The organism is Rossellomorea vietnamensis, from assembly GCF_025398035.1.
GTDB lineage: Bacteria > Bacillota > Bacilli > Bacillales > Bacillaceae_B > Rossellomorea > Rossellomorea vietnamensis_B.
This window is the reverse complement of record NZ_CP104558.1, coordinates 3,778,289-3,795,019: the sequence shown is the minus strand read 5'-3', so window position 1 is coordinate 3,795,019 and position 16,731 is coordinate 3,778,289. Positions and strand designations below refer to the sequence as shown.

The 16,731-nt window shown below is 46.4% G+C and carries 16 protein-coding genes and 1 other annotated feature; of the genes, 5 read left to right on the top strand and 11 right to left on the bottom strand.

Annotated features, from left to right (window positions below):
• Nucleotides 1–63 precede the first annotated feature (63 nt).
• Nucleotides 64–286, bottom strand: a binding site (T-box leader).
• 167 nt (nucleotides 287–453) lie between these two features.
• Nucleotides 454–777, top strand: a complete 324-nt coding sequence (locus tag N5C46_RS19450; RefSeq protein ID WP_261749859.1) for a hypothetical protein — start codon at nucleotides 454–456, stop codon at nucleotides 775–777.
• On the opposite strand, the gene N5C46_RS19445 is transcribed toward N5C46_RS19450, so the two are convergent.
• The 3 genes from N5C46_RS19445 to N5C46_RS19435 all read right to left on the bottom strand — a co-directional run bounded on the left by N5C46_RS19445 (nucleotide 731) and on the right by N5C46_RS19435 (nucleotide 4,463).
• Nucleotides 731–1,507 (bottom strand): 3-hydroxybutyrate dehydrogenase, encoded by a 777-nt coding sequence (locus N5C46_RS19445; RefSeq protein WP_261749858.1) that lies wholly within the window; start codon nucleotides 1,505–1,507, stop codon nucleotides 731–733. The two genes, N5C46_RS19450 and N5C46_RS19445, sit on opposite strands and share 47 nt — an antisense overlap.
• Nucleotides 1,508–1,511: 4 nt before the next feature.
• Nucleotides 1,512–2,834 carry a GntP family permease gene (locus N5C46_RS19440; protein ID WP_261749857.1) on the bottom strand — a complete coding sequence of 441 codons (1,323 nt, stop codon included), beginning with the start codon at nucleotides 2,832–2,834 and terminating at the stop codon, nucleotides 1,512–1,514.
• 270 nt (nucleotides 2,835–3,104) lie between these two features.
• Nucleotides 3,105–4,463: a sigma-54 interaction domain-containing protein gene (locus tag N5C46_RS19435; RefSeq protein ID WP_261749856.1), complete on the bottom strand. Its 1,359-nt coding sequence runs from the start codon at nucleotides 4,461–4,463 to the stop codon at nucleotides 3,105–3,107.
• Nucleotides 4,464–4,638: 175 nt separating this feature from the next.
• Here N5C46_RS19435 and N5C46_RS19430 point away from each other — a divergent pair, with 175 nt between their 5' ends.
• Complete coding sequence (locus tag N5C46_RS19430; protein WP_261749855.1) at nucleotides 4,639–5,142, top strand: cupin domain-containing protein; 504 nt, start codon at nucleotides 4,639–4,641, stop codon at nucleotides 5,140–5,142.
• A gap of 324 nt (nucleotides 5,143–5,466) precedes the next feature.
• Here N5C46_RS19430 and N5C46_RS19425 read toward each other — a convergent pair whose 3' ends face one another.
• The 3 genes from N5C46_RS19425 to N5C46_RS19415 form a co-directional block, all read right to left on the bottom strand.
• Nucleotides 5,467–6,654, bottom strand: coding sequence for an MDR family MFS transporter (locus tag N5C46_RS19425; protein WP_261749854.1), 1,188 nt, complete (start codon nucleotides 6,652–6,654; stop codon nucleotides 5,467–5,469).
• 136 nt (nucleotides 6,655–6,790) lie between these two features.
• On the bottom strand, nucleotides 6,791–6,955 hold the full coding sequence (locus N5C46_RS19420) for a hypothetical protein (RefSeq protein WP_060672924.1): 165 nt from the start codon (nucleotides 6,953–6,955) through the stop codon (nucleotides 6,791–6,793).
• Nucleotides 6,952–7,245 (bottom strand): YtzC family protein, encoded by a 294-nt coding sequence (locus N5C46_RS19415; RefSeq protein WP_261749853.1) that lies wholly within the window; start codon nucleotides 7,243–7,245, stop codon nucleotides 6,952–6,954. Before N5C46_RS19415 ends, N5C46_RS19420 begins: the two co-directional genes overlap by 4 nt.
• 200 nt (nucleotides 7,246–7,445) lie before the next feature.
• On the opposite strand from N5C46_RS19415, the gene N5C46_RS19410 reads away from it, so the two are divergent.
• Together N5C46_RS19410 and N5C46_RS19405 are read left to right on the top strand one after the other, a co-directional pair.
• Nucleotides 7,446–8,411: a tRNA modification radical SAM protein MnmL/YtqA gene (locus N5C46_RS19410; protein WP_261749852.1), complete on the top strand. Its 966-nt coding sequence runs from the start codon at nucleotides 7,446–7,448 to the stop codon at nucleotides 8,409–8,411.
• Complete coding sequence (locus tag N5C46_RS19405; RefSeq protein ID WP_034765556.1) at nucleotides 8,408–8,980, top strand: tRNA 5-(aminomethyl)-2-thiouridylate-methyltransferase MnmM; 573 nt, start codon at nucleotides 8,408–8,410, stop codon at nucleotides 8,978–8,980. The genes N5C46_RS19410 and N5C46_RS19405 overlap by 4 nt, the downstream gene beginning before the upstream one ends.
• 40 nt (nucleotides 8,981–9,020) lie before the next feature.
• Here the strand turns inward: N5C46_RS19405 and N5C46_RS19400 are convergent, their stop codons facing one another.
• The 4 genes from N5C46_RS19400 to N5C46_RS19385 all read right to left on the bottom strand — a co-directional run bounded on the left by N5C46_RS19400 (nucleotide 9,021) and on the right by N5C46_RS19385 (nucleotide 14,761).
• The gene (locus N5C46_RS19400) at nucleotides 9,021–10,025 is read right to left on the bottom strand and encodes an LLM class flavin-dependent oxidoreductase (protein WP_261749851.1); all 1,005 of its coding nucleotides are present in this window, start codon (nucleotides 10,023–10,025) and stop codon (nucleotides 9,021–9,023) included.
• 102 nt (nucleotides 10,026–10,127) lie between these two features.
• Complete coding sequence (locus tag N5C46_RS19395) at nucleotides 10,128–12,548, bottom strand: immune inhibitor A domain-containing protein (RefSeq protein WP_420720425.1); 2,421 nt, start codon at nucleotides 12,546–12,548, stop codon at nucleotides 10,128–10,130.
• 322 nt (nucleotides 12,549–12,870) lie between these two features.
• Nucleotides 12,871–13,944: a tetraprenyl-beta-curcumene synthase family protein gene (locus tag N5C46_RS19390; protein WP_261749850.1), complete on the bottom strand. Its 1,074-nt coding sequence runs from the start codon at nucleotides 13,942–13,944 to the stop codon at nucleotides 12,871–12,873.
• A 13-nt stretch (nucleotides 13,945–13,957) separates the two neighbouring features.
• Entirely contained in the window at nucleotides 13,958–14,761 is an 804-nt protein-coding gene (locus tag N5C46_RS19385) for an alpha/beta hydrolase (protein WP_261749849.1), read from the bottom strand.
• An 84-nt stretch (nucleotides 14,762–14,845) separates the two neighbouring features.
• Here N5C46_RS19385 and N5C46_RS19380 point away from each other — a divergent pair, with 84 nt between their 5' ends.
• Complete coding sequence (locus tag N5C46_RS19380; protein WP_261749848.1) at nucleotides 14,846–15,361, top strand: gamma carbonic anhydrase; 516 nt, start codon at nucleotides 14,846–14,848, stop codon at nucleotides 15,359–15,361.
• Nucleotides 15,362–15,506: 145 nt separating this feature from the next.
• Here the strand turns inward: N5C46_RS19380 and metK are convergent, their stop codons facing one another.
• Nucleotides 15,507–16,709 carry a methionine adenosyltransferase gene (gene metK / locus N5C46_RS19375; RefSeq protein ID WP_261749847.1) on the bottom strand — a complete coding sequence of 401 codons (1,203 nt, stop codon included), beginning with the start codon at nucleotides 16,707–16,709 and terminating at the stop codon, nucleotides 15,507–15,509.
• Between the last annotated feature and the right edge of the window lie 22 nt (nucleotides 16,710–16,731).

Here is a 16,731-nt window from a genome sequence, read left to right as displayed (position 1 = left end):
TGAGATCCTCCTTTAATTTTCATGTTCTTAAAAAAATAAAAAAAACCCTCATCCCAAATAAATATTTGGGACGAGAGTCTGTATGTACATTCTCCCGCGGTACCACCCACATTAGTGTACGCGCACTCAGCTTCATTCATCCTTAACGCGGAAAACGGCAAGTCTTACTGTAACTTCACACTTGCAACTCAGCAGGCGAGTTCATGATGCTTCTGGTTGACTTTCACCACCCGTCAACTCTCTACGACAGAAAACCGTCACTACTACTCCCGATCAACGTTTCAATATAAGTAAACACTATATGTATTCACTATTTTAGTGAAAAATATACAGAAGCGCAAGCCTATTATTGGTTTGGAGAGGATATTTTAGTCATTTGTTTGAGAGTATGTTCGCAAATCTGGACCTACTCGTCAGTTATCAGGCTATTATTGAGAAGAATCCGGTTTTTCGATGGAAGGGGAACGGTCACGGGAGACGACTCCGTCCCTTTCATTGCAAATTGGGACCGGGCTCGAGACGAATCCAGCCGATTCTGCTGAAAATCCGGCCGATATCGAGAAAAATCCGGCCGTTTCGACCTTGAATCCAGCCGAAATGGAAGATAATCCGGCCGTTTTGATGAAGAATCCAGCCGTTTTACATTTTCATCCAACTCAATATTCACTTTCGCTACACACTCCGCAAAAAAAGAAACGGCCCCCTAAGGAACCGTCTCTCCTCCATCAATCTATTGAACCGTATACCCGCCGTCCAGTACGACTGCCTGCCCGGTGATCCCTTTTGCGGCATCACTGCACAGGAACATCGTATAGTCGGCAATTTCTTTTACGTCCAGCAGTCTTTTCTGGGGCACCAAAGGATAAATGACTTCTTCAATCACTCTCTCGAAAGGGACGTTGCGCGTCTTCGCGAGGTCCGCCAGTTGATTCCGGACCAAAGGCGTATCCACGTAGCCAGGACATACGGCATTCACGGTGATGCCATGTTCCGCCGTTTCCAGTGCCGCGACTTTCGTCAAGCCGATGACTCCGTGTTTCGCAGAATTATAGGCGGCTTTGCCTGAAAATCCGACCAATCCGTTAATGGACGCCATGTTGATGATCCGTCCCGCCCCCTGCTTCTTCATGTGGGGAAGAGCATTCTTAATGGCGACAAATGGGGCCGTCAGCATGACTTTTAACAGCAGCTCGAATTTTTCAGTAGGGAACTCTTCGATATGTGAAACATGCTGAAGCCCTGCATTGTTGATCAAGACATCGAGCCGACCGAAATGATCCACCGTTTTTTCGATCGCTTCTTTTAATTCTGTTTCCGATGTTACGTCACAGCCCAACCCGAGAACCTCATAACCTTCTGCTTTAAGAGATTCCGAAGCTTCCCCAACAGCATCTTCCTTCAGATCCGTGAGGACGACTTTCGCTCCAGCTGCGGCGAATTCTCTGCCGATTTGGTAGCCGATCCCTTGGGCTGCCCCTGTTATGAATACCACTTTATTTTCTACCATTTTCTTAAATCCCCACTCCCAAGCTGAATAATACGATCGCAAGTGCCAATCCGATTAGCGGGACGATGACCGTCAATGCTCCGACAGCGCCATACGCTTCTCCGTGTGATTCATTACAGATCGAGCGGATCGTCGTCACGACGTATCCATTATGCGGCAGTGAGTCCAGTGCTCCTGAAGATATCGCCACTACCCGGTGAAGGGCTTCTGGATTCACACCCATATCGACGTAGTGCGGTGCAAGGATCGGCAGGGCAATCGCCTGACCACCCGAAGCCGAACCTGTCATACCGGCAATCACACTGACGGCGATGGCTCCACCGATCAATGGTGAACCAGGAATATTCGTCATGACATCGACTGCTGTCGTGAAGGCAGGAACCGCTTTGGCCACCCCACCGAAACCGACAACGGCCGCCGTGTTCCCGATGGCGATCAACGCTCCGACCGTCCCCTCGGAAACCGCTCCCCAGAAACCTTTGAAATACTTACGATTCAATACATAAGCGGAAATGACCCCGCCAAGCAAGGCGATGATCAGAGCCGACTGCTTTAACGAATCGTGGAATGAAAAAGCCAGGATGAGGACGACCAATAATGGGATCAATCCCATGAACGGGTTTGGTAACGGTCTGCCTTCATCGATGACCGGATCTTCTTCACGGGCGTGGAATTTCTCTCCTTTTCTCACAGCCTTCGTGATCATGCGCTTTAACCACCAGTACCCAAACACCGCCATGAATACGGCAACGATCAAGCTGACCTCCCAGCCTGCATAAGGTGTTGTGTTCAAGTATTCGATGGGGATCCAGTTCTGGATCTCCGGTGAACCGGCTGAGGTCATCGTGAACGTGACCGAACCGAACGCCAGTGCCGCCGGAATGAAACGGCGCGGCAGATCCGCTTGTTTAAACAGACTGACCGCCATAGGATAAACGGAGAATGCAACAACGAACAGGCTGACTCCACCGTACGTCAATACCGCACAGGCCAACACGATGGCGAATACAGCGTATTTCATTCCCAATTTTTCTACTACAAAACGGGAGACACTGTCTGCTGCACCACTATCCTCCATCACTTTCCCGAACACGGCTCCCAGTAGGAACATCAAATACCAGGCTGCGACAAAGCTTGTGAAACCCGACATATAGTTCGTGACGAGATCTGCTTCACCTTTTCCCGCCAGCTGCGGAAAAAGCGGCATCCCGCTTAGCACGGCTACAAATAATGCCGAGATGGGTCCAACGATCAGGATGTTCATGCCCCTCATCGTTAAAAAGATTAATAAAATGAGTCCTCCAATCAGACCGATCATGCTTAACATGATATTTCCCCCTTTGTTCTCTAAAGATGATGACGCTTACATTTTTATCTTGATGCGTACGCTCCCCTTTCCCAAAAATATGTTCACTTACTAAACATGCAATAATTGTGCCAACTTTCAGATTACTATAAAAGCACTTCCAGAGTTTTTTGTAGTCCGAAATTCTGGACAAATCCACTCTTCAGTCACGAAATGTTCACCATTTCTCTTAAAAATAAGATAGTCCGGAAAAGCGGACTGTTTTCCGTATTTCCGGACTACTTCTTAAGTTTATAGAAGACCATACTTATTTAATTTTTCATACATGCTGGATTTACTGATTCCCAGTGACTTTGCAGCCTTTCGCTTATCGGGCTGGGCTTGCAGACTCTGGGTGAGAACCGACTTTTCCGTTTCTTCCAGGATTTCTTTCAGCGTTTTAGATCCCACTCCGTATATATTTCCCGTCTTCATATACGTCGGTAATGACTGAAGGGAAATCGTGCTTCCATTCGTCAAATAGGTGGAAGCATGAATGACATTTTCCAATTCACGGAGATTCCCCGGCCAGCTGTAGGAAAGAAAAATCCGCAGCACCTCCTGGTCGAAATCCTTGATGCGTTTTCCCGAGGATTTTGTGGATTTCTCCAGGAAAAAGGATGCGAGGGTTTCAATATCATCTTTCCGCTCACGCAGTGGAGGGATCTGAAACGGGATGACATTGATCCGGTAATACAGGTCACTCCGGAATCTCTTTTCTTCCATCATTTTTTCAAGCGGACGGTTCGTGGCGGCAATGATCCTTACGTCCACATTCTGTACCCGGGTTGAACCGACTGCCTCGACTTCCCCTTCCTGTAAAACCCTGAGAAGCTTCGCCTGCATATTAAGAGGCATATCACCGATTTCATCAAGGAATAATGTCCCCTTATGGGCAAGTTGGAATTTCCCTTTCTTTCCGCCCTTTTTGGCCCCGGTAAATGCTCCTTCTTCGTAACCGAAGAGCTCCGACTCCAGGAGCTGCTCGGGGATCGCTGCACAATTCACTTTAATGAAAGGCTGTCCGCTTCTTTCACTCAGCTGATGGATGCTGTGTGCGAACAGTTCTTTACCCGTTCCGCTCTCCCCCCTGATCAGGATGGAAATATCACTCGGCGCGATCATTTGGGCTTTGTCCTTCAATTCATTCATACCGGGTGATTCCCCGATGATGTCATTGAGCGAGTATTTCACACCGGTATTGATATCCTGTATGTAACTTTGGATCTTTGACATCATATTTTTCACATGTGAACTCATTTGCATCCATTCACTCGTGTCACGGAAAATGACGGATCCGAATGCTCCGATCACCTTCCCGTCCACCAGAATCGGGATTCGGTTGGCGATCATGTAATTTCCTTTAATATATTGAAGATCTGCCACCTCTTCTTTCCCGCTCTCCGCCACTATATGCATCCTCGTGTTTTCAATCACGTTTGTTACGTGTGATCCTATCGCTTTATCCCGTTCAACCTCAAGAAAGCGACAGTAATTGTCGTTTATATAGATGATGATCCCTTTGTCATCGACGACGACCAACCATTCGAAAGCGTTTTCAAGAATGATTTCAATCATGTCGACGGACACCTTTTTTAATAAGCTGCTCATTTCCCATCGCCTCCGCTGTTTTGCAAGAGAATATATACTTCTATAGTAGCACAACCTATTATGCGTTTTTTGAAAACTATTCAGATTTGTCAATAATTTCAATTACCAGTCGGGATTCGGTTTAATGCCTGCCGTATTAGGGAATCTTCATAACAATGAATGGAGGAATGAAAGGATGAAAATCGCAGAACTGAAAATATTTTATTTCGAAGACGATGGAATCATCCCGAATAACCCGGACCTGCCCGTTCTCATTTACCGGAACGCACTCGATCAGGCAAATGAAGCCGAAGAGGTTTTTAATCAAAATCACTGGCTGAACAGCTGGACAAACGGCATTTACGATTATCACCATTATCACAGCAATGCCCATGAAGTTTTGGGTGTCATGCAGGGTGAGGCAAGAGTTCAATTAGGCGGGGAAATGGGCGAAGAAGTAACGGTTCATCAAGGTGATGTGATGGTCCTTCCAGCCGGGACCGGTCATAAGAAATTGACAGCAAGTCCGGACTTTAAAGTCGCCGGCGCTTATCCTGACGGGGACAGTTATAATGTAAAAAAGGGTTCATTACGCGAACGTCCCAGTGTGTTAATTGAGATCAAGAACGTTTCTCTTCCAACATCAGATCCTGTATTTGGAGATAAGGGTCCTCTGATAAAATATTGGCTCAAGAAATGAGTTAGAAACCATTCTGCACTGTATTCATTCTTATTTCTCTATAGTAATGCTTCTTAGAAACGGCTATCATTACTTATAAAAGCGCATTGTAATCTTCGGATAAAGATTATATTTATAAAATAGTCTTGTTTTCTTTCAAGTCCTATGCTATTCTATATTAGCGATGAGCTGAATTGTGTAAGTCGGTGATCACGTCCTTGTGACAACAAACGATGTGGCGTTTGCTGATTATCCGCCTCAATTTTTTGCAAGTGGGCTTCCATAGGAAATGGGAGCCCTTTTTATATGGAGAAAAACCCCCAATGATTCCTCATTGGGGTTTTTTCATTGTTGAACGGACATGGTCACGGCGCTTTTCTTTTTCAATGGACGGTCATATTGACTGGTAATCCATAACGATACGATGAAAAACGCAATCAGCGTCATGAAGAGCACCTGCATGCTGAATACATCCACCAGCACCCCTCCGATAAATGGACCGATCATTCTTCCACCCGTGGCCGTACTGTTGACGATTCCCTGGTAAAATCCTTCCCTGCCCTTTGGAGCAAGTGAGTTGGCGATTGTCGGGACCGCCGGCCAGATCAGCATTTCACCGATCGTCAAGATGATCATGGCAATGGCAAACCACTGAAATTGATCGGCAATCGACGCTACACCGAACGAAATCATGAAAATGACGGTCCCGATCATGATTTGCAGCTTTAAATTGTTCTCAAAACGCTTGATCAATTTGGATAAAAGCGGCTGAGCCAGAACGATCAATGCTCCATTGATCGTCCACAATAAGCTGTACTGTTTCAGGGATATATTGATTTCCTGCGTATAGGTGGCGATGGTGGACTGCCATTGCACGTATCCCATCCAGCATAAAAGATAAGCAACACATATGAAGAGCAGCGCCTTCAGCTTCGATTTGTCCCTTATCACCTTCGATTCATTCAATACCGATGTTTGATGACCCGCAACCGAAATGTTCCGGTATCCGAAGAAGGCGATGAAGAAAAAGACGATATACATACTCAGATTAGCCATAAATATATAGTTAAAGGAGAATGAGGCGACGAACCCGCCCAATGCGGCTCCGACGGCCACTCCAATATTTTGGGCTACATAGACGGAATTGAATGCTTTCCGTCCCCCTTCCGGCCACACCGAACCTGCCATGGCGTACATGGAAGGAAATACGATACCTGAACCGAATCCGACAACGGTAAGGAAGACGACATAGTATGAAAAGCCGTGCCATATATTCATTCCGATAAGGGCGGATAATGTGATTGAAATTCCCAACAGGATGGATCGATAACCGCCAAAACGATCGAATAACGTCCCTCCGATAAGATTTCCGATCACACTCGCGCCTGCATTCATCATCAGCACAATTCCCGCTACAGACAATGACTTTCCTAAATTTTCATGAAGGTAAATCGTATTAAGCGGCCATAAAAAAGAGGCTCCCGTCACATTCACCATCATTCCAATGACAAGTAACCATAATGATTTGGGCATCATTCTGCCCCCTTTCCACTCTTTTATTTCGAGTCCCAAAAGGATTTTACTCCTTTTCACGAAAGGGGGCAAGAATTATTTTTTCATATCAAAAAAAAGACCAGGCACTCCTTATGAGCACCTGGCCGGGGACGTTTTATTTCCCGTTATGATGATTGGATTTGACGGGCTGACCCTGTTTTTCGTAGCGCTTTTTGGCTTCTTTGACAGGATTGTTTTCAGCACCGAATTCTGTATCCAATTTTCGGAAATCACTGCGGGTCTTTTGTTCAGGATTGTTTTGATCAGAGCGTGTACTCAATGTAATTTACCTCCCACTACATTCGGATCATGATCCAGCAAAATCATTTCGTTTTGCAGGTTTTGAAGTTGAAGTCTCATGCGATGCAGTTGTTCACGCTGCTGGGAGTTTGCACTGTTCGCCATGTGAGCCACGTCGTTGACGGCTTCTTCAAGCTGCTGCATGGCCTGTGTGTATTCCACATCATGATAATGCTCCTGCTGTGACCCTGCTTTATATTGTTGCTGAGCGTAACGAATGGCATCTTCGCATTTCTGAATGCATTCATCCATCGAATTCCTTGTTGCCATTTCGACTACCTCCTTGATGATTGGAATCAAGAAGAGGAAGGTCCTATCCTTACTCCCCTCCATCTTAGTTTGAACCTGTTTGCCCGTTTCAGAAGTGGTAATCTTCGCCTATTTCTATGGTCAGGATACATTTGTCCCCGTGTTCATGATAAAATCTCTTTAGCGTCATACATACCGCTATATCACTTGAAATTTAGGAGGTGTTTGTCATCGGGACAAACCCATTTCCATATGCCACAGATTCAAAACGATATCACACATGGAATTATCACCTCCGAAACCATTTCGGACATAAGGTGTTTAAAGTTGCCCTCGACGGCGGGTTCGATTGCCCGAACAGGGATGGCACCGTTGCACACGGCGGTTGTACTTTTTGCAGTGCCGCAGGCTCCGGGGACTTTGCCGGAAGCAGGGTCGACTCCTTAGAGAAACAATTCCATGACATCAAGGGAAGAATGCATCAAAAGTGGAAAGACGGAAAGTACATGGCGTATTTCCAGGCGTTCACGAATACCCATGCACCCGTTGACGTCCTGAGGGAAAAGTACGAATCCGTTTTGAAGCAGGATGGAGTCGTAGGCATATCCATCGCCACACGTCCTGATTGCCTTCCTGACGACGTCGTCGAATATTTGGCTGAATTGAATGAGAGAACTTATCTATGGGTTGAGCTCGGGCTACAAACCGTCCATGAAAAAACGGCAGGCTTGATCAACCGGGCTCATGATTACCAGTGTTATATGGAAGGCGTACAAAAATTGCGCAAGCACGGGATCCGTGTATGCTCCCATATTATTAACGGACTTCCCCAGGAAAATGAGGAAATGATGATGGAAACGGCACGTGAAGTCGCAAAGCTTGACGTCCAGGGAATCAAGATCCATCTTCTGCACTTACTGAAGGGAACCCCCATGGTCAAGCAATATGAAAAAGGTCTGGTGGAGTTCATGGATTTTGATCAATACGTGAAACTCGTTTGTGACCAACTGGAAGTCATCCCTCCTGAAATGATCATTCATCGCATCACCGGAGACGGACCTATCGACCTGATGATCGGACCGATGTGGAGCGTGAATAAATGGAACGTACTGAACGCCATCGATGATGAATTGAAACGCCGGGACAGCTGGCAGGGGAAATTTTATAAAATGGATGTGAAAGCATGAAATTAGATCGAATACTACCTTTCGCGAGAGAGCTTCTGGAACGGGCGGTGAAGCCAGGAGATATCACGATAGACGCAACGCTTGGAAATGGACATGACACCCTGTTCCTTGCCCGTTTGGTCGGGGAAAATGGCCGGGTATATGGTTTCGATATCCAGGAAGAAGCCATCCACAACACGAGGGAACAACTTATTACCCATGATCTCGCCGACCGGGTGACCCTGTTCCACCAGGGACATGAGACCGTCATGAACGTCATCCCCCCATTGCATTACGGGAAAGTGACGGGGGCCGTCTTCAATCTTGGGTATTTACCCGGCGGTGACAAGGATATCGTCACCCGTCCGAAAACGACGATACTCGCCTTGAATCAAATCCTTGAGATGATGGCCCCTGAAGGGATCCTTGTCCTTGTCATTTATCACGGACATCCTGAAGGCGCCGTCGAACGGGACTACATCCTCCGCTACGTAGAGCGATTGGACCAAAACTACGTGCATGTGCTGAGATATCAGTTCATGAACCAACTGAATAATCCGCCGTTTATCGTGGCGCTTGAGAAAAGATAAAAGTAGGGACGGACCTCCGTGGAGGTCCGTCCCTATCTATTTATAATAATTCGTTTGCGATCAGTTCGAATGATTTGAGTTTATCTTTGAAGTCATAGGTGATGCTGACAAGCATGATTTCATCGGTTTGGTATTGCTCGCTTAGTGCGAGTAGCTTTTCTTTTACTTTTTTCGGACCACCGACGACCATGCGTTTGCGGTTTTCACGCACTCTCATTGCTTCGAATGGGGTGTACTGATACGCTGCCGCCTTCTCAGGGCTCGGGGTTCCGTTCGAGCGCATGCCCTGTTCGATCATCAGGATGGATAGGTCGATGCTTGATGCGACCCTTTCCGCTTCTTCATCCGTTTCGGCACAAATGGCAAAAACGGCTACGATGTTCTTCGGTTCCTTCAAGTACTCGGAAGGAACAAAGTTATTCCGGTAGGCTTGAGTATATTGCGGACCGCCTTCCCCATTGATGAATTGGGCAAATGTGTATGGCAGTCCTTTTTGCGCGGCAAGCATGGCACTGGAAGGACTTGATCCGAGCATCCAGACTTCCGGCATGGTTTTGATCATCGGAGCTGCCGTAAGTCCTTGGTACGGATGGGCATCAGGCAGGGAATCCGTCAGATAACCGAGTAAGTCATCGATTTGTTCCGGATAACGGTTTACATCCCGCGGCTTCCCGTCATGGAGGGCCATCGTGGCCATCGGCATTCCACCGGGAGCCCTTCCCAACCCTAAATCGATCCGATTCGGATTCAAGCCTTCAAGCAAACGGAAATTTTCCGCCACTTTATAAGATGAGTAATGGGGAAGCATGACCCCTCCGGACCCGACACGGATTCTTGACGTATTTTGGGCAAGATGGGCAATCAGCACTTCCGGTGATGAACCGGCAAGGCTCGTGGAATCATGATGCTCGGATACCCAGAACCGTTCAAACCCTAATTTTTCTGCATGTTTTGCTAATTCTACTGTATTATTTAAAGCCTCCTGCGGGCTCATTCCTTCTGCAATCGGTGACTGATCTAGTACACTTAGCTTCAAAATGGACATCTCCTTTGATTGATGTGTGTATTATTATCAATTCTGAGGAAAAAAATGTCCACTAACATGCTTAAAGGGTGATGGCCGAAATGGCCATCACCCTTTGCTTGATTATTTCTTGTAGATTAACACTTTACCGACTGAACCATCATGACTTTGGCCAGTAACGCGGAATTTTAATCCGTAGTTCGGTACGTTACGTCCAGCGTCTACCATACCTTTGTTGCTGTAATCTTTACTATCGTCGAATAGTGGATTACGTTTAGTATGGTTGTCTTTCATCGTCAGCCCAAGCAGTTCAGTGTAATCCAGGAACATTTTTTCTGATTTATCCAAACTGAAAGCTGCATCGTGAACCTGGTAGCGTGTAGACCCTACAGATCCATCGCTCCAGTAGTTGGTTTTCTGGTCAGCATCGACAACTCCAACGAAACCGTCTCCAGGATGAGTACCTGTCCAGTTATCGCTGTATGATTTATCTACATACCATACGACCAATCCGTCATCGAATTGCATTAAGCTTGCGCCGCGGCGGATGTTGGCAAGACCTTCATCTACACCGTTATGACTGCGCCATTCAAGCAGGTAGTAGTGCTCCTTCAGGGAAATTCCGTTTGATACTTCGAAGCCTTCTGTTTTGAATTGAGGCTCACCTTCTGCACCATCTTCAAATACGACATTTCCATCGACAGTTAAAGTGGCGTTATCCAAAGCGAAACCATCAAGAGCAAGACCGCCATCTGTAACGTAATTGAATGTAAGCGTTACCTTCTGACCGGCAAATTGGCTTAAATCGTAAGACTTATCAACCCACTGACCTTTTGTAGATTCAGCTCGGCCGTCTCCATCAGTATCGTCGTTACCGATTGTGTCAATTTCTACTTCCTCGCCATTGGCTGTCTTAGCAACAACGTGAAGGAAATCGTAATCGTACTCAACATCATATAAGGTTTTGAAGCTGAATGTAGCGTTTGTTGCATTTGTTAGATCAAATTCAGGAGAAACGAGTGATGTATTAAGGTCATCTCCCTTTGTACTGTAGTAGTACTTTTCACCAAACTCAGGCAGGATACCCTGTACCTCTTTGTCTGGAAGGTTCACTTTCACGACATCATTGTTGGTACCCTTTGTCGCAGCCTCATCCAACAGATATTCCTTACCTTTGCGGGTAACATCCGCTGCATTGATTTCATCGCCGGATTGCCAATTCCCTTGTGTTCCTTCATTGTCCACTACAGCAGAAGCCTGCAGCATTTCTTTCATATAAGGACTGAATCCAGAAGGCATTGAACCCGGGATATCCCCAGCCCAGCTTCCGCTTGCCATGATGGACCAGTAGCTTACCGGTTCACCCGTTCCAGTGTATTGTGTATCGTATTCATCAGGGAGCCCTAAATCATGTCCAAATTCATGGGCCATGACTCCTACTGCACCGTCTTCAGGTTCGATTGTGTAATCATACGCGTACATTGTTCCTTGTCCCCAATAATCAACTTCCGGAGTAGGGGAGCCCGCAATCGGGAAGATTCCACCAAGGTTCCAGCGGTGTGACCAGATAGCGTCAGATCCCAATGATCCTCCACCTGCTTCTTCACCTACACCAGAATGGATAACCATCAGGTGGTCAACAAGTCCATCCGGCTCTAAGTAGTTCCCATCACCGTCAAGATCATAACGATCCCATTTGTCGTACTCTGAAAGATCAACGTTCGGGTCCGCTGCTGCTTGTGCAAGAGCTTCTTTGATCAGACCGCGTGCATCGACATCACTGCCGTCCGGCTGCGGATCATTTCCGCCATATGCAGCTGCCGGTTTACTTGCTGTGTACCAGCCCGCAACGTTTCCGTCCACTGAATAACTTCCACCAGATTGCTGCTCATAGTACTGCTTCATGGAAACGTATGTCTTTCCATCTGGACCTTTCCATCCTCCAGTACCAAATAGCATATCTTGATAGTGTTCTCGGGAGTAAGCATCCTCCCCTTCATAGTACATATCCGTCTCATCAGCCGTCATGGAATTATGAGGCTTGTCCGGATAGTCTACAAGAAGTACCAATACTTCATCGGTACGTTTTTCACCATCATATGCTTCTTCCTTTACCGGGTCAGGAGAGTTCTTCTTTGCATGTCCAAGTTTATTTCCTTTACCGTTCTTTACACCATTGTCTTTCATGGATTTTTGAAGCTTTGCTTTCGCTTCTGCTTCTTCGTTGTGAAGTTCGCCTTCACCTTCATCTGCTTGCTTCTCAGCTGATTCTGCTTTGGCTTCAAGGAATTTCTGCAGTCCCTTTTGTGCCTCTGCAGCAGAAGCATTTTTCTTGATCTTGCCTTCTTCCTTCAGCATTTCGATCAGTCGATCATCATTCGCAATCCCTAAATCAAACGCCCCCCCATGCTTATGATCATATTTCACCGTCGGCTTCGCTAACACATTCTGAGGCCCTACGGTCGCAGCTGATGCAGGTACAGCAAATGCCCCTACACTAAGCGCTGCGGCCATGGCCATGGATAAAACTTTACGTGATTTCAAGCACGATTCCCCCTTAGTTATGTACTAAATATTTACACTAACTACAATATACTCCACTATTCTGAAAAGTAAATATATTCAGAATACATTTGGTTATTTAGTATTACGAAATAAATTCAATATAGTTAAAAAGGTGCATATACACTCGACAGAACCAAAGGACTATCGTCACTAAACCAGGAAAATCAACAAAAAATTTATGTATAATTATGGTATATTTGGTCTCTTGTTGGGTGACTGTGTCCAACTTTGGTTGGGGAAAACAGACAGAAAAAGGGACGGACCTCCGAAGTATTTCGGAGGTCCGTCCCTCGATCGTCTATTATGATGTTTTTTTGCGGTTTCTCCATTTGCGGTAGATTTTCCCGTTCAGGTAGAAGAATCTGGTGATCCAGCCGGCTTCTCCGATGAATTGTTTGGAGAAGGATTGGACGCTTGCCTGTTTACTGGCTTTCTCGTCAGACAAATAGACTCCGATGAGTCCTTTATTGATCAAACGGTGAAAGTGAGCATGGGGAAGCTCATGGGTATGTTCATCGGCCTTCTGCAGAAAATGGATGAGTCGCTCCTTTAAATGCTCATCATTTTCATAGTAGAAACAGAAGTTCAAATCTCCCCCTTCCCGGTCCTCATCCTGATCGATGAAGTAATCGAGAAGGATATGTAATCCTTGAATGTATGGGAAATAGCCCCGCTTGATTTTCTCTGTATGCGAAGGCTTGAAGTCACTTCGATTGGCATAAGAGACTAAGCAGAAGATTCCAAGGGTCGAACCTGAACATGCGGAAAATTCATACCAGTCCATTTCAGGCAGGTTCGGTCGATGGGTTTCGAACCAATCCTGAAGCCGTCCCTCTCTCTCTTCTTTCTTCACGTGTTTATGTATCTGCAGATCACAATAGTACTCACACAGTTCCAGGAGATCATCCTTGATGCTTTCGTAATGGCGTAAGCTACCTAGAACGGATTGGCAGGTCAGGACCAGATCCCTGAGATATCCTCCATCATCCTGATCTCGTCTTAATGCATAATAATTGACGGGTTCCGCCCCCACCGTCAAGGAATCCTTCATGGACTGATGCAGGAGGGCAAAGTCATCGGGATCAAGGGAAACACTGCGATCGCACAGATTATCCAGGTAATCGCTGATCGTCTGATACGCGACGATGAACCGGATCGTATCTGCTTTATGATCCAATGCCAGAAGGGAAAGGATCGATCCTCCCTCGCAATGGAACGTTTTATGCTGGATGCTTGCAAGTGCCTGGTTTCTCAGTTCCTGATTGGGTATCTTTTCCGCCCGCTTTTTCCAGCCGTCCAATTCTTCATGCACGATGGGAAAAACGGTGCGGTACACTCTTGTCATTAATGAAAAGGGATCACTTGGTATCGACATTTCATCACCTCTTTTACAAAATGTATCCCAGCGCTTTCAATCGACTTTCAATGAAGATCTTAGAATACTCATAGATCTCTTCTCTTTCAGGTTCATTATAAATTTCATGATAGCACTTTGGCCATTCTTTGTAATGCATTTCAGATAATGACAGCTCATTGAACCATTTTTTCACTGTCTTCTTTTCGACGATTTTATCATCCCCCGCCTGCATCACAAGCAATGGGACGTCTGGCATTTTTTCCAGGTTGGCAAATGCTTGCTTCATCGCCTGTACAAGCTCCCTGTACCAGCGGACAGACACTTTCGTGATATAGAGCGTATCATTGCTGTCGATTTCCCGGACATCTGCGTTCCGGGTCGCCATATCGATGGTCAAACCTGACGGGAACTTCACCATCGGAGCGATTTTATTTAAACCGAGGGATAATAGCTCGACCGGTTTAGCCGGGGTCGTAACCAGTCCCAAACAAGGCGAGGATAAAATGACACCCGCTACGTTCACATGGGATTCCTGAAGGAGTCTTATGGCGATAAGCCCACCCATACTATGACCGATCACAAAGACAGGCAATTCGAATTGATAGGCTGCCTGGACCCAGTCCTTCACTTCCACGATGTATTCATCAAAGGAATCGATATGGCCCCTTTGACTTCTTGACGTCATTCCCTGACCGGGTAAGTCACCCATGACGACGTGAAAGCCTGCAGCACGCCACATTTCAATGAGCCAACCATATCTTCCGTGATGTTCCATCGCCCCATGAATGATGACGATGACTGCCTTTGCCTCTTGATCTGATTCCCATTTCCACATGACAAATCCTCCTTTGTAGTTCTCTCCATGAATGAATTCTGCTACCATTATTATAATAAATATTATTGAAAGGGGTAGTAAAAAATGCTCTATCCATATTACGATAAAAAACCCATCATCGCACATTCGGCATTCATCGCCGATTACGTGACCATCTCCGGGGACGTGGAGATTGGTGAAGAATCGAGTATCTGGTTCAACACCGTCATCAGGGGGGATGTCGCTCCCACTAAGATCGGTGATAAAGTAAATATACAGGATAACTCCATTCTTCATCAGAGTCCAAATAACCCTCTTATCCTTGAAGATGAAGTGACTGTCGGACATGGGGTGATCTTACATAGCTGCAAGATCAGGAAAAAGGCATTGATCGGCATGGGTTCCATCATCCTCGATAATGCCGAAATCGGCGAAGGAGCGTTCATCGGAGCCGGAAGCCTTGTCCCCCAGGGGAAGGTCATCCCGCCAAATACCCTTGCGTTTGGACGACCGGCAAAAGTCGTGAGGGAGCTCAATGAGCACGATATCAGTGAAATGAAGCGCATTTCAAGGGAATACGCAGAAAAAGGTCAGTATTATAAGAACATCAAACCCTTTTAACTTCCTATACTTGGGATACCCCATCCTCCTTGAGAATACTCATGGAAGATTTTCTTGAGGGTCTGATACCTCTCAGAAACCAACCCAGAATGCAATCACGAAAAAGACCAACACCCCAAAAAGTGTTGGTCTCTTCTATCTTTCATTATTCAGCCAATGCTTCTGCTTTCAACGCATCCGCTTTGTTCGTGCGTTCCCAAGGAAGATCGATGTCATTGCGACCGAAGTGTCCGTAAGCAGCTGTCTGCTTGTAGATCGGACGACGAAGATCAAGCATCTTGATGATTCCTGCAGGACGAAGGTCAAAGTTATTGCTCACAACGTCAATTAATACATCTTCTGAAACTTTCCCTGTTCCAAATGTATCAACGGAGATGGATACGGGCTTCGCCACACCGATTGCATACGCTAATTGAACTTCACATTTCTCAGCAAGTCCCGCTGCCACGATGTTCTTCGCAACATAGCGCGCTGCATAGGCCGCTGAACGGTCCACTTTCGTTGCATCCTTACCAGAGAAGGCACCTCCACCGTGACGGGCGTATCCGCCGTAAGTGTCAACGATGATTTTACGTCCTGTCAGACCTGCATCACCTTGTGGTCCACCAATTACGAAGCGGCCAGTCGGGTTGATGAAGTATTTCGTTTCTTCATCGATCAGTTCTTTCGGTACAACCGGGTCGATGACATATTCTTTCAGGTTGCGCTGGATTTGCTCAAGCGTCACTTCAGGGTGATGCTGAGTCGAGATAACGATCGTGTCGATGCGGACCGGCTTATCGTTTTCATCGTATTCAACGGTTACTTGTGTTTTTCCATCCGGACGAAGGTAAGGAAGGATCTCTTCTTTACGTACTTCCGTTAAGCGACGGGAGATTTTGTGTGCAAGGGAGATCGGAAGAGGCATAAGCTCTTTCGTTTCATTACAAGCGAATCCGAACATCAACCCTTGGTCACCAGCACCGATTGCATCGATTTCTTCATCCGTCATTTGACCTTCACGGGCTTCAAGGGCCTGATCGACACCTTGAGCGATATCCGCAGACTGCTCATCAATGGAAGTCAGAACCGCACATGTTTCAGCATCAAAGCCGTATTTCGCACGGGTATAGCCAATTTCACGGATCGTTTCACGAACGATTTTCGGGATATCGACATACGTATTCGTAGTGATTTCACCGGCAACGAGCACAAGACCCGTCGTGACAGACGTTTCACACGCTACACGTGCATTCGGATCATTGGTAAGAATTGCATCAAGAATTGAATCAGAGATTTGGTCACAAATTTTATCTGGATGTCCTTCGGTTACGGACTCAGATGTAAACAGACGACGTTTAGTTGACATCAAGGTTCCTCCTTAAGCATAT

Bases quoted from the DNA above. Each gene is read 5' to 3' on its own strand.
- N5C46_RS19450 (WP_261749859.1), top strand. From the start codon at position 454: ATGGAAGGGGAACGGTCACGGGAGACGACTCCGTCCCTTTCATTGCAA.
- N5C46_RS19385 (WP_261749849.1), bottom strand. From the start codon at position 14,761: ATGTGGAAATGGGAATCAGATCAAGAGGCAAAGGCAGTCATCGTCATC.
- N5C46_RS19425 (WP_261749854.1), bottom strand. From the start codon at position 6,654: ATGCCCAAATCATTATGGTTACTTGTCATTGGAATGATGGTGAATGTG.
- metK (WP_261749847.1), bottom strand. From the start codon at position 16,709: ATGTCAACTAAACGTCGTCTGTTTACATCTGAGTCCGTAACCGAAGGA.
- N5C46_RS19380 (WP_261749848.1), top strand. From the start codon at position 14,846: ATGCTCTATCCATATTACGATAAAAAACCCATCATCGCACATTCGGCA.
- N5C46_RS19435 (WP_261749856.1), bottom strand. From the start codon at position 4,463: ATGAGCAGCTTATTAAAAAAGGTGTCCGTCGACATGATTGAAATCATT.
- N5C46_RS19390 (WP_261749850.1), bottom strand. From the start codon at position 13,944: ATGTCGATACCAAGTGATCCCTTTTCATTAATGACAAGAGTGTACCGC.
- N5C46_RS19405 (WP_034765556.1), top strand. From the start codon at position 8,408: ATGAAATTAGATCGAATACTACCTTTCGCGAGAGAGCTTCTGGAACGG.
- N5C46_RS19400 (WP_261749851.1), bottom strand. From the start codon at position 10,025: ATGTCCATTTTGAAGCTAAGTGTACTAGATCAGTCACCGATTGCAGAA.
- N5C46_RS19445 (WP_261749858.1), bottom strand. From the start codon at position 1,507: ATGGTAGAAAATAAAGTGGTATTCATAACAGGGGCAGCCCAAGGGATC.
- N5C46_RS19430 (WP_261749855.1), top strand. From the start codon at position 4,639: ATGAAAATCGCAGAACTGAAAATATTTTATTTCGAAGACGATGGAATC.
- N5C46_RS19415 (WP_261749853.1), bottom strand. From the start codon at position 7,245: ATGGCAACAAGGAATTCGATGGATGAATGCATTCAGAAATGCGAAGAT.
- N5C46_RS19440 (WP_261749857.1), bottom strand. From the start codon at position 2,834: ATGTTAAGCATGATCGGTCTGATTGGAGGACTCATTTTATTAATCTTT.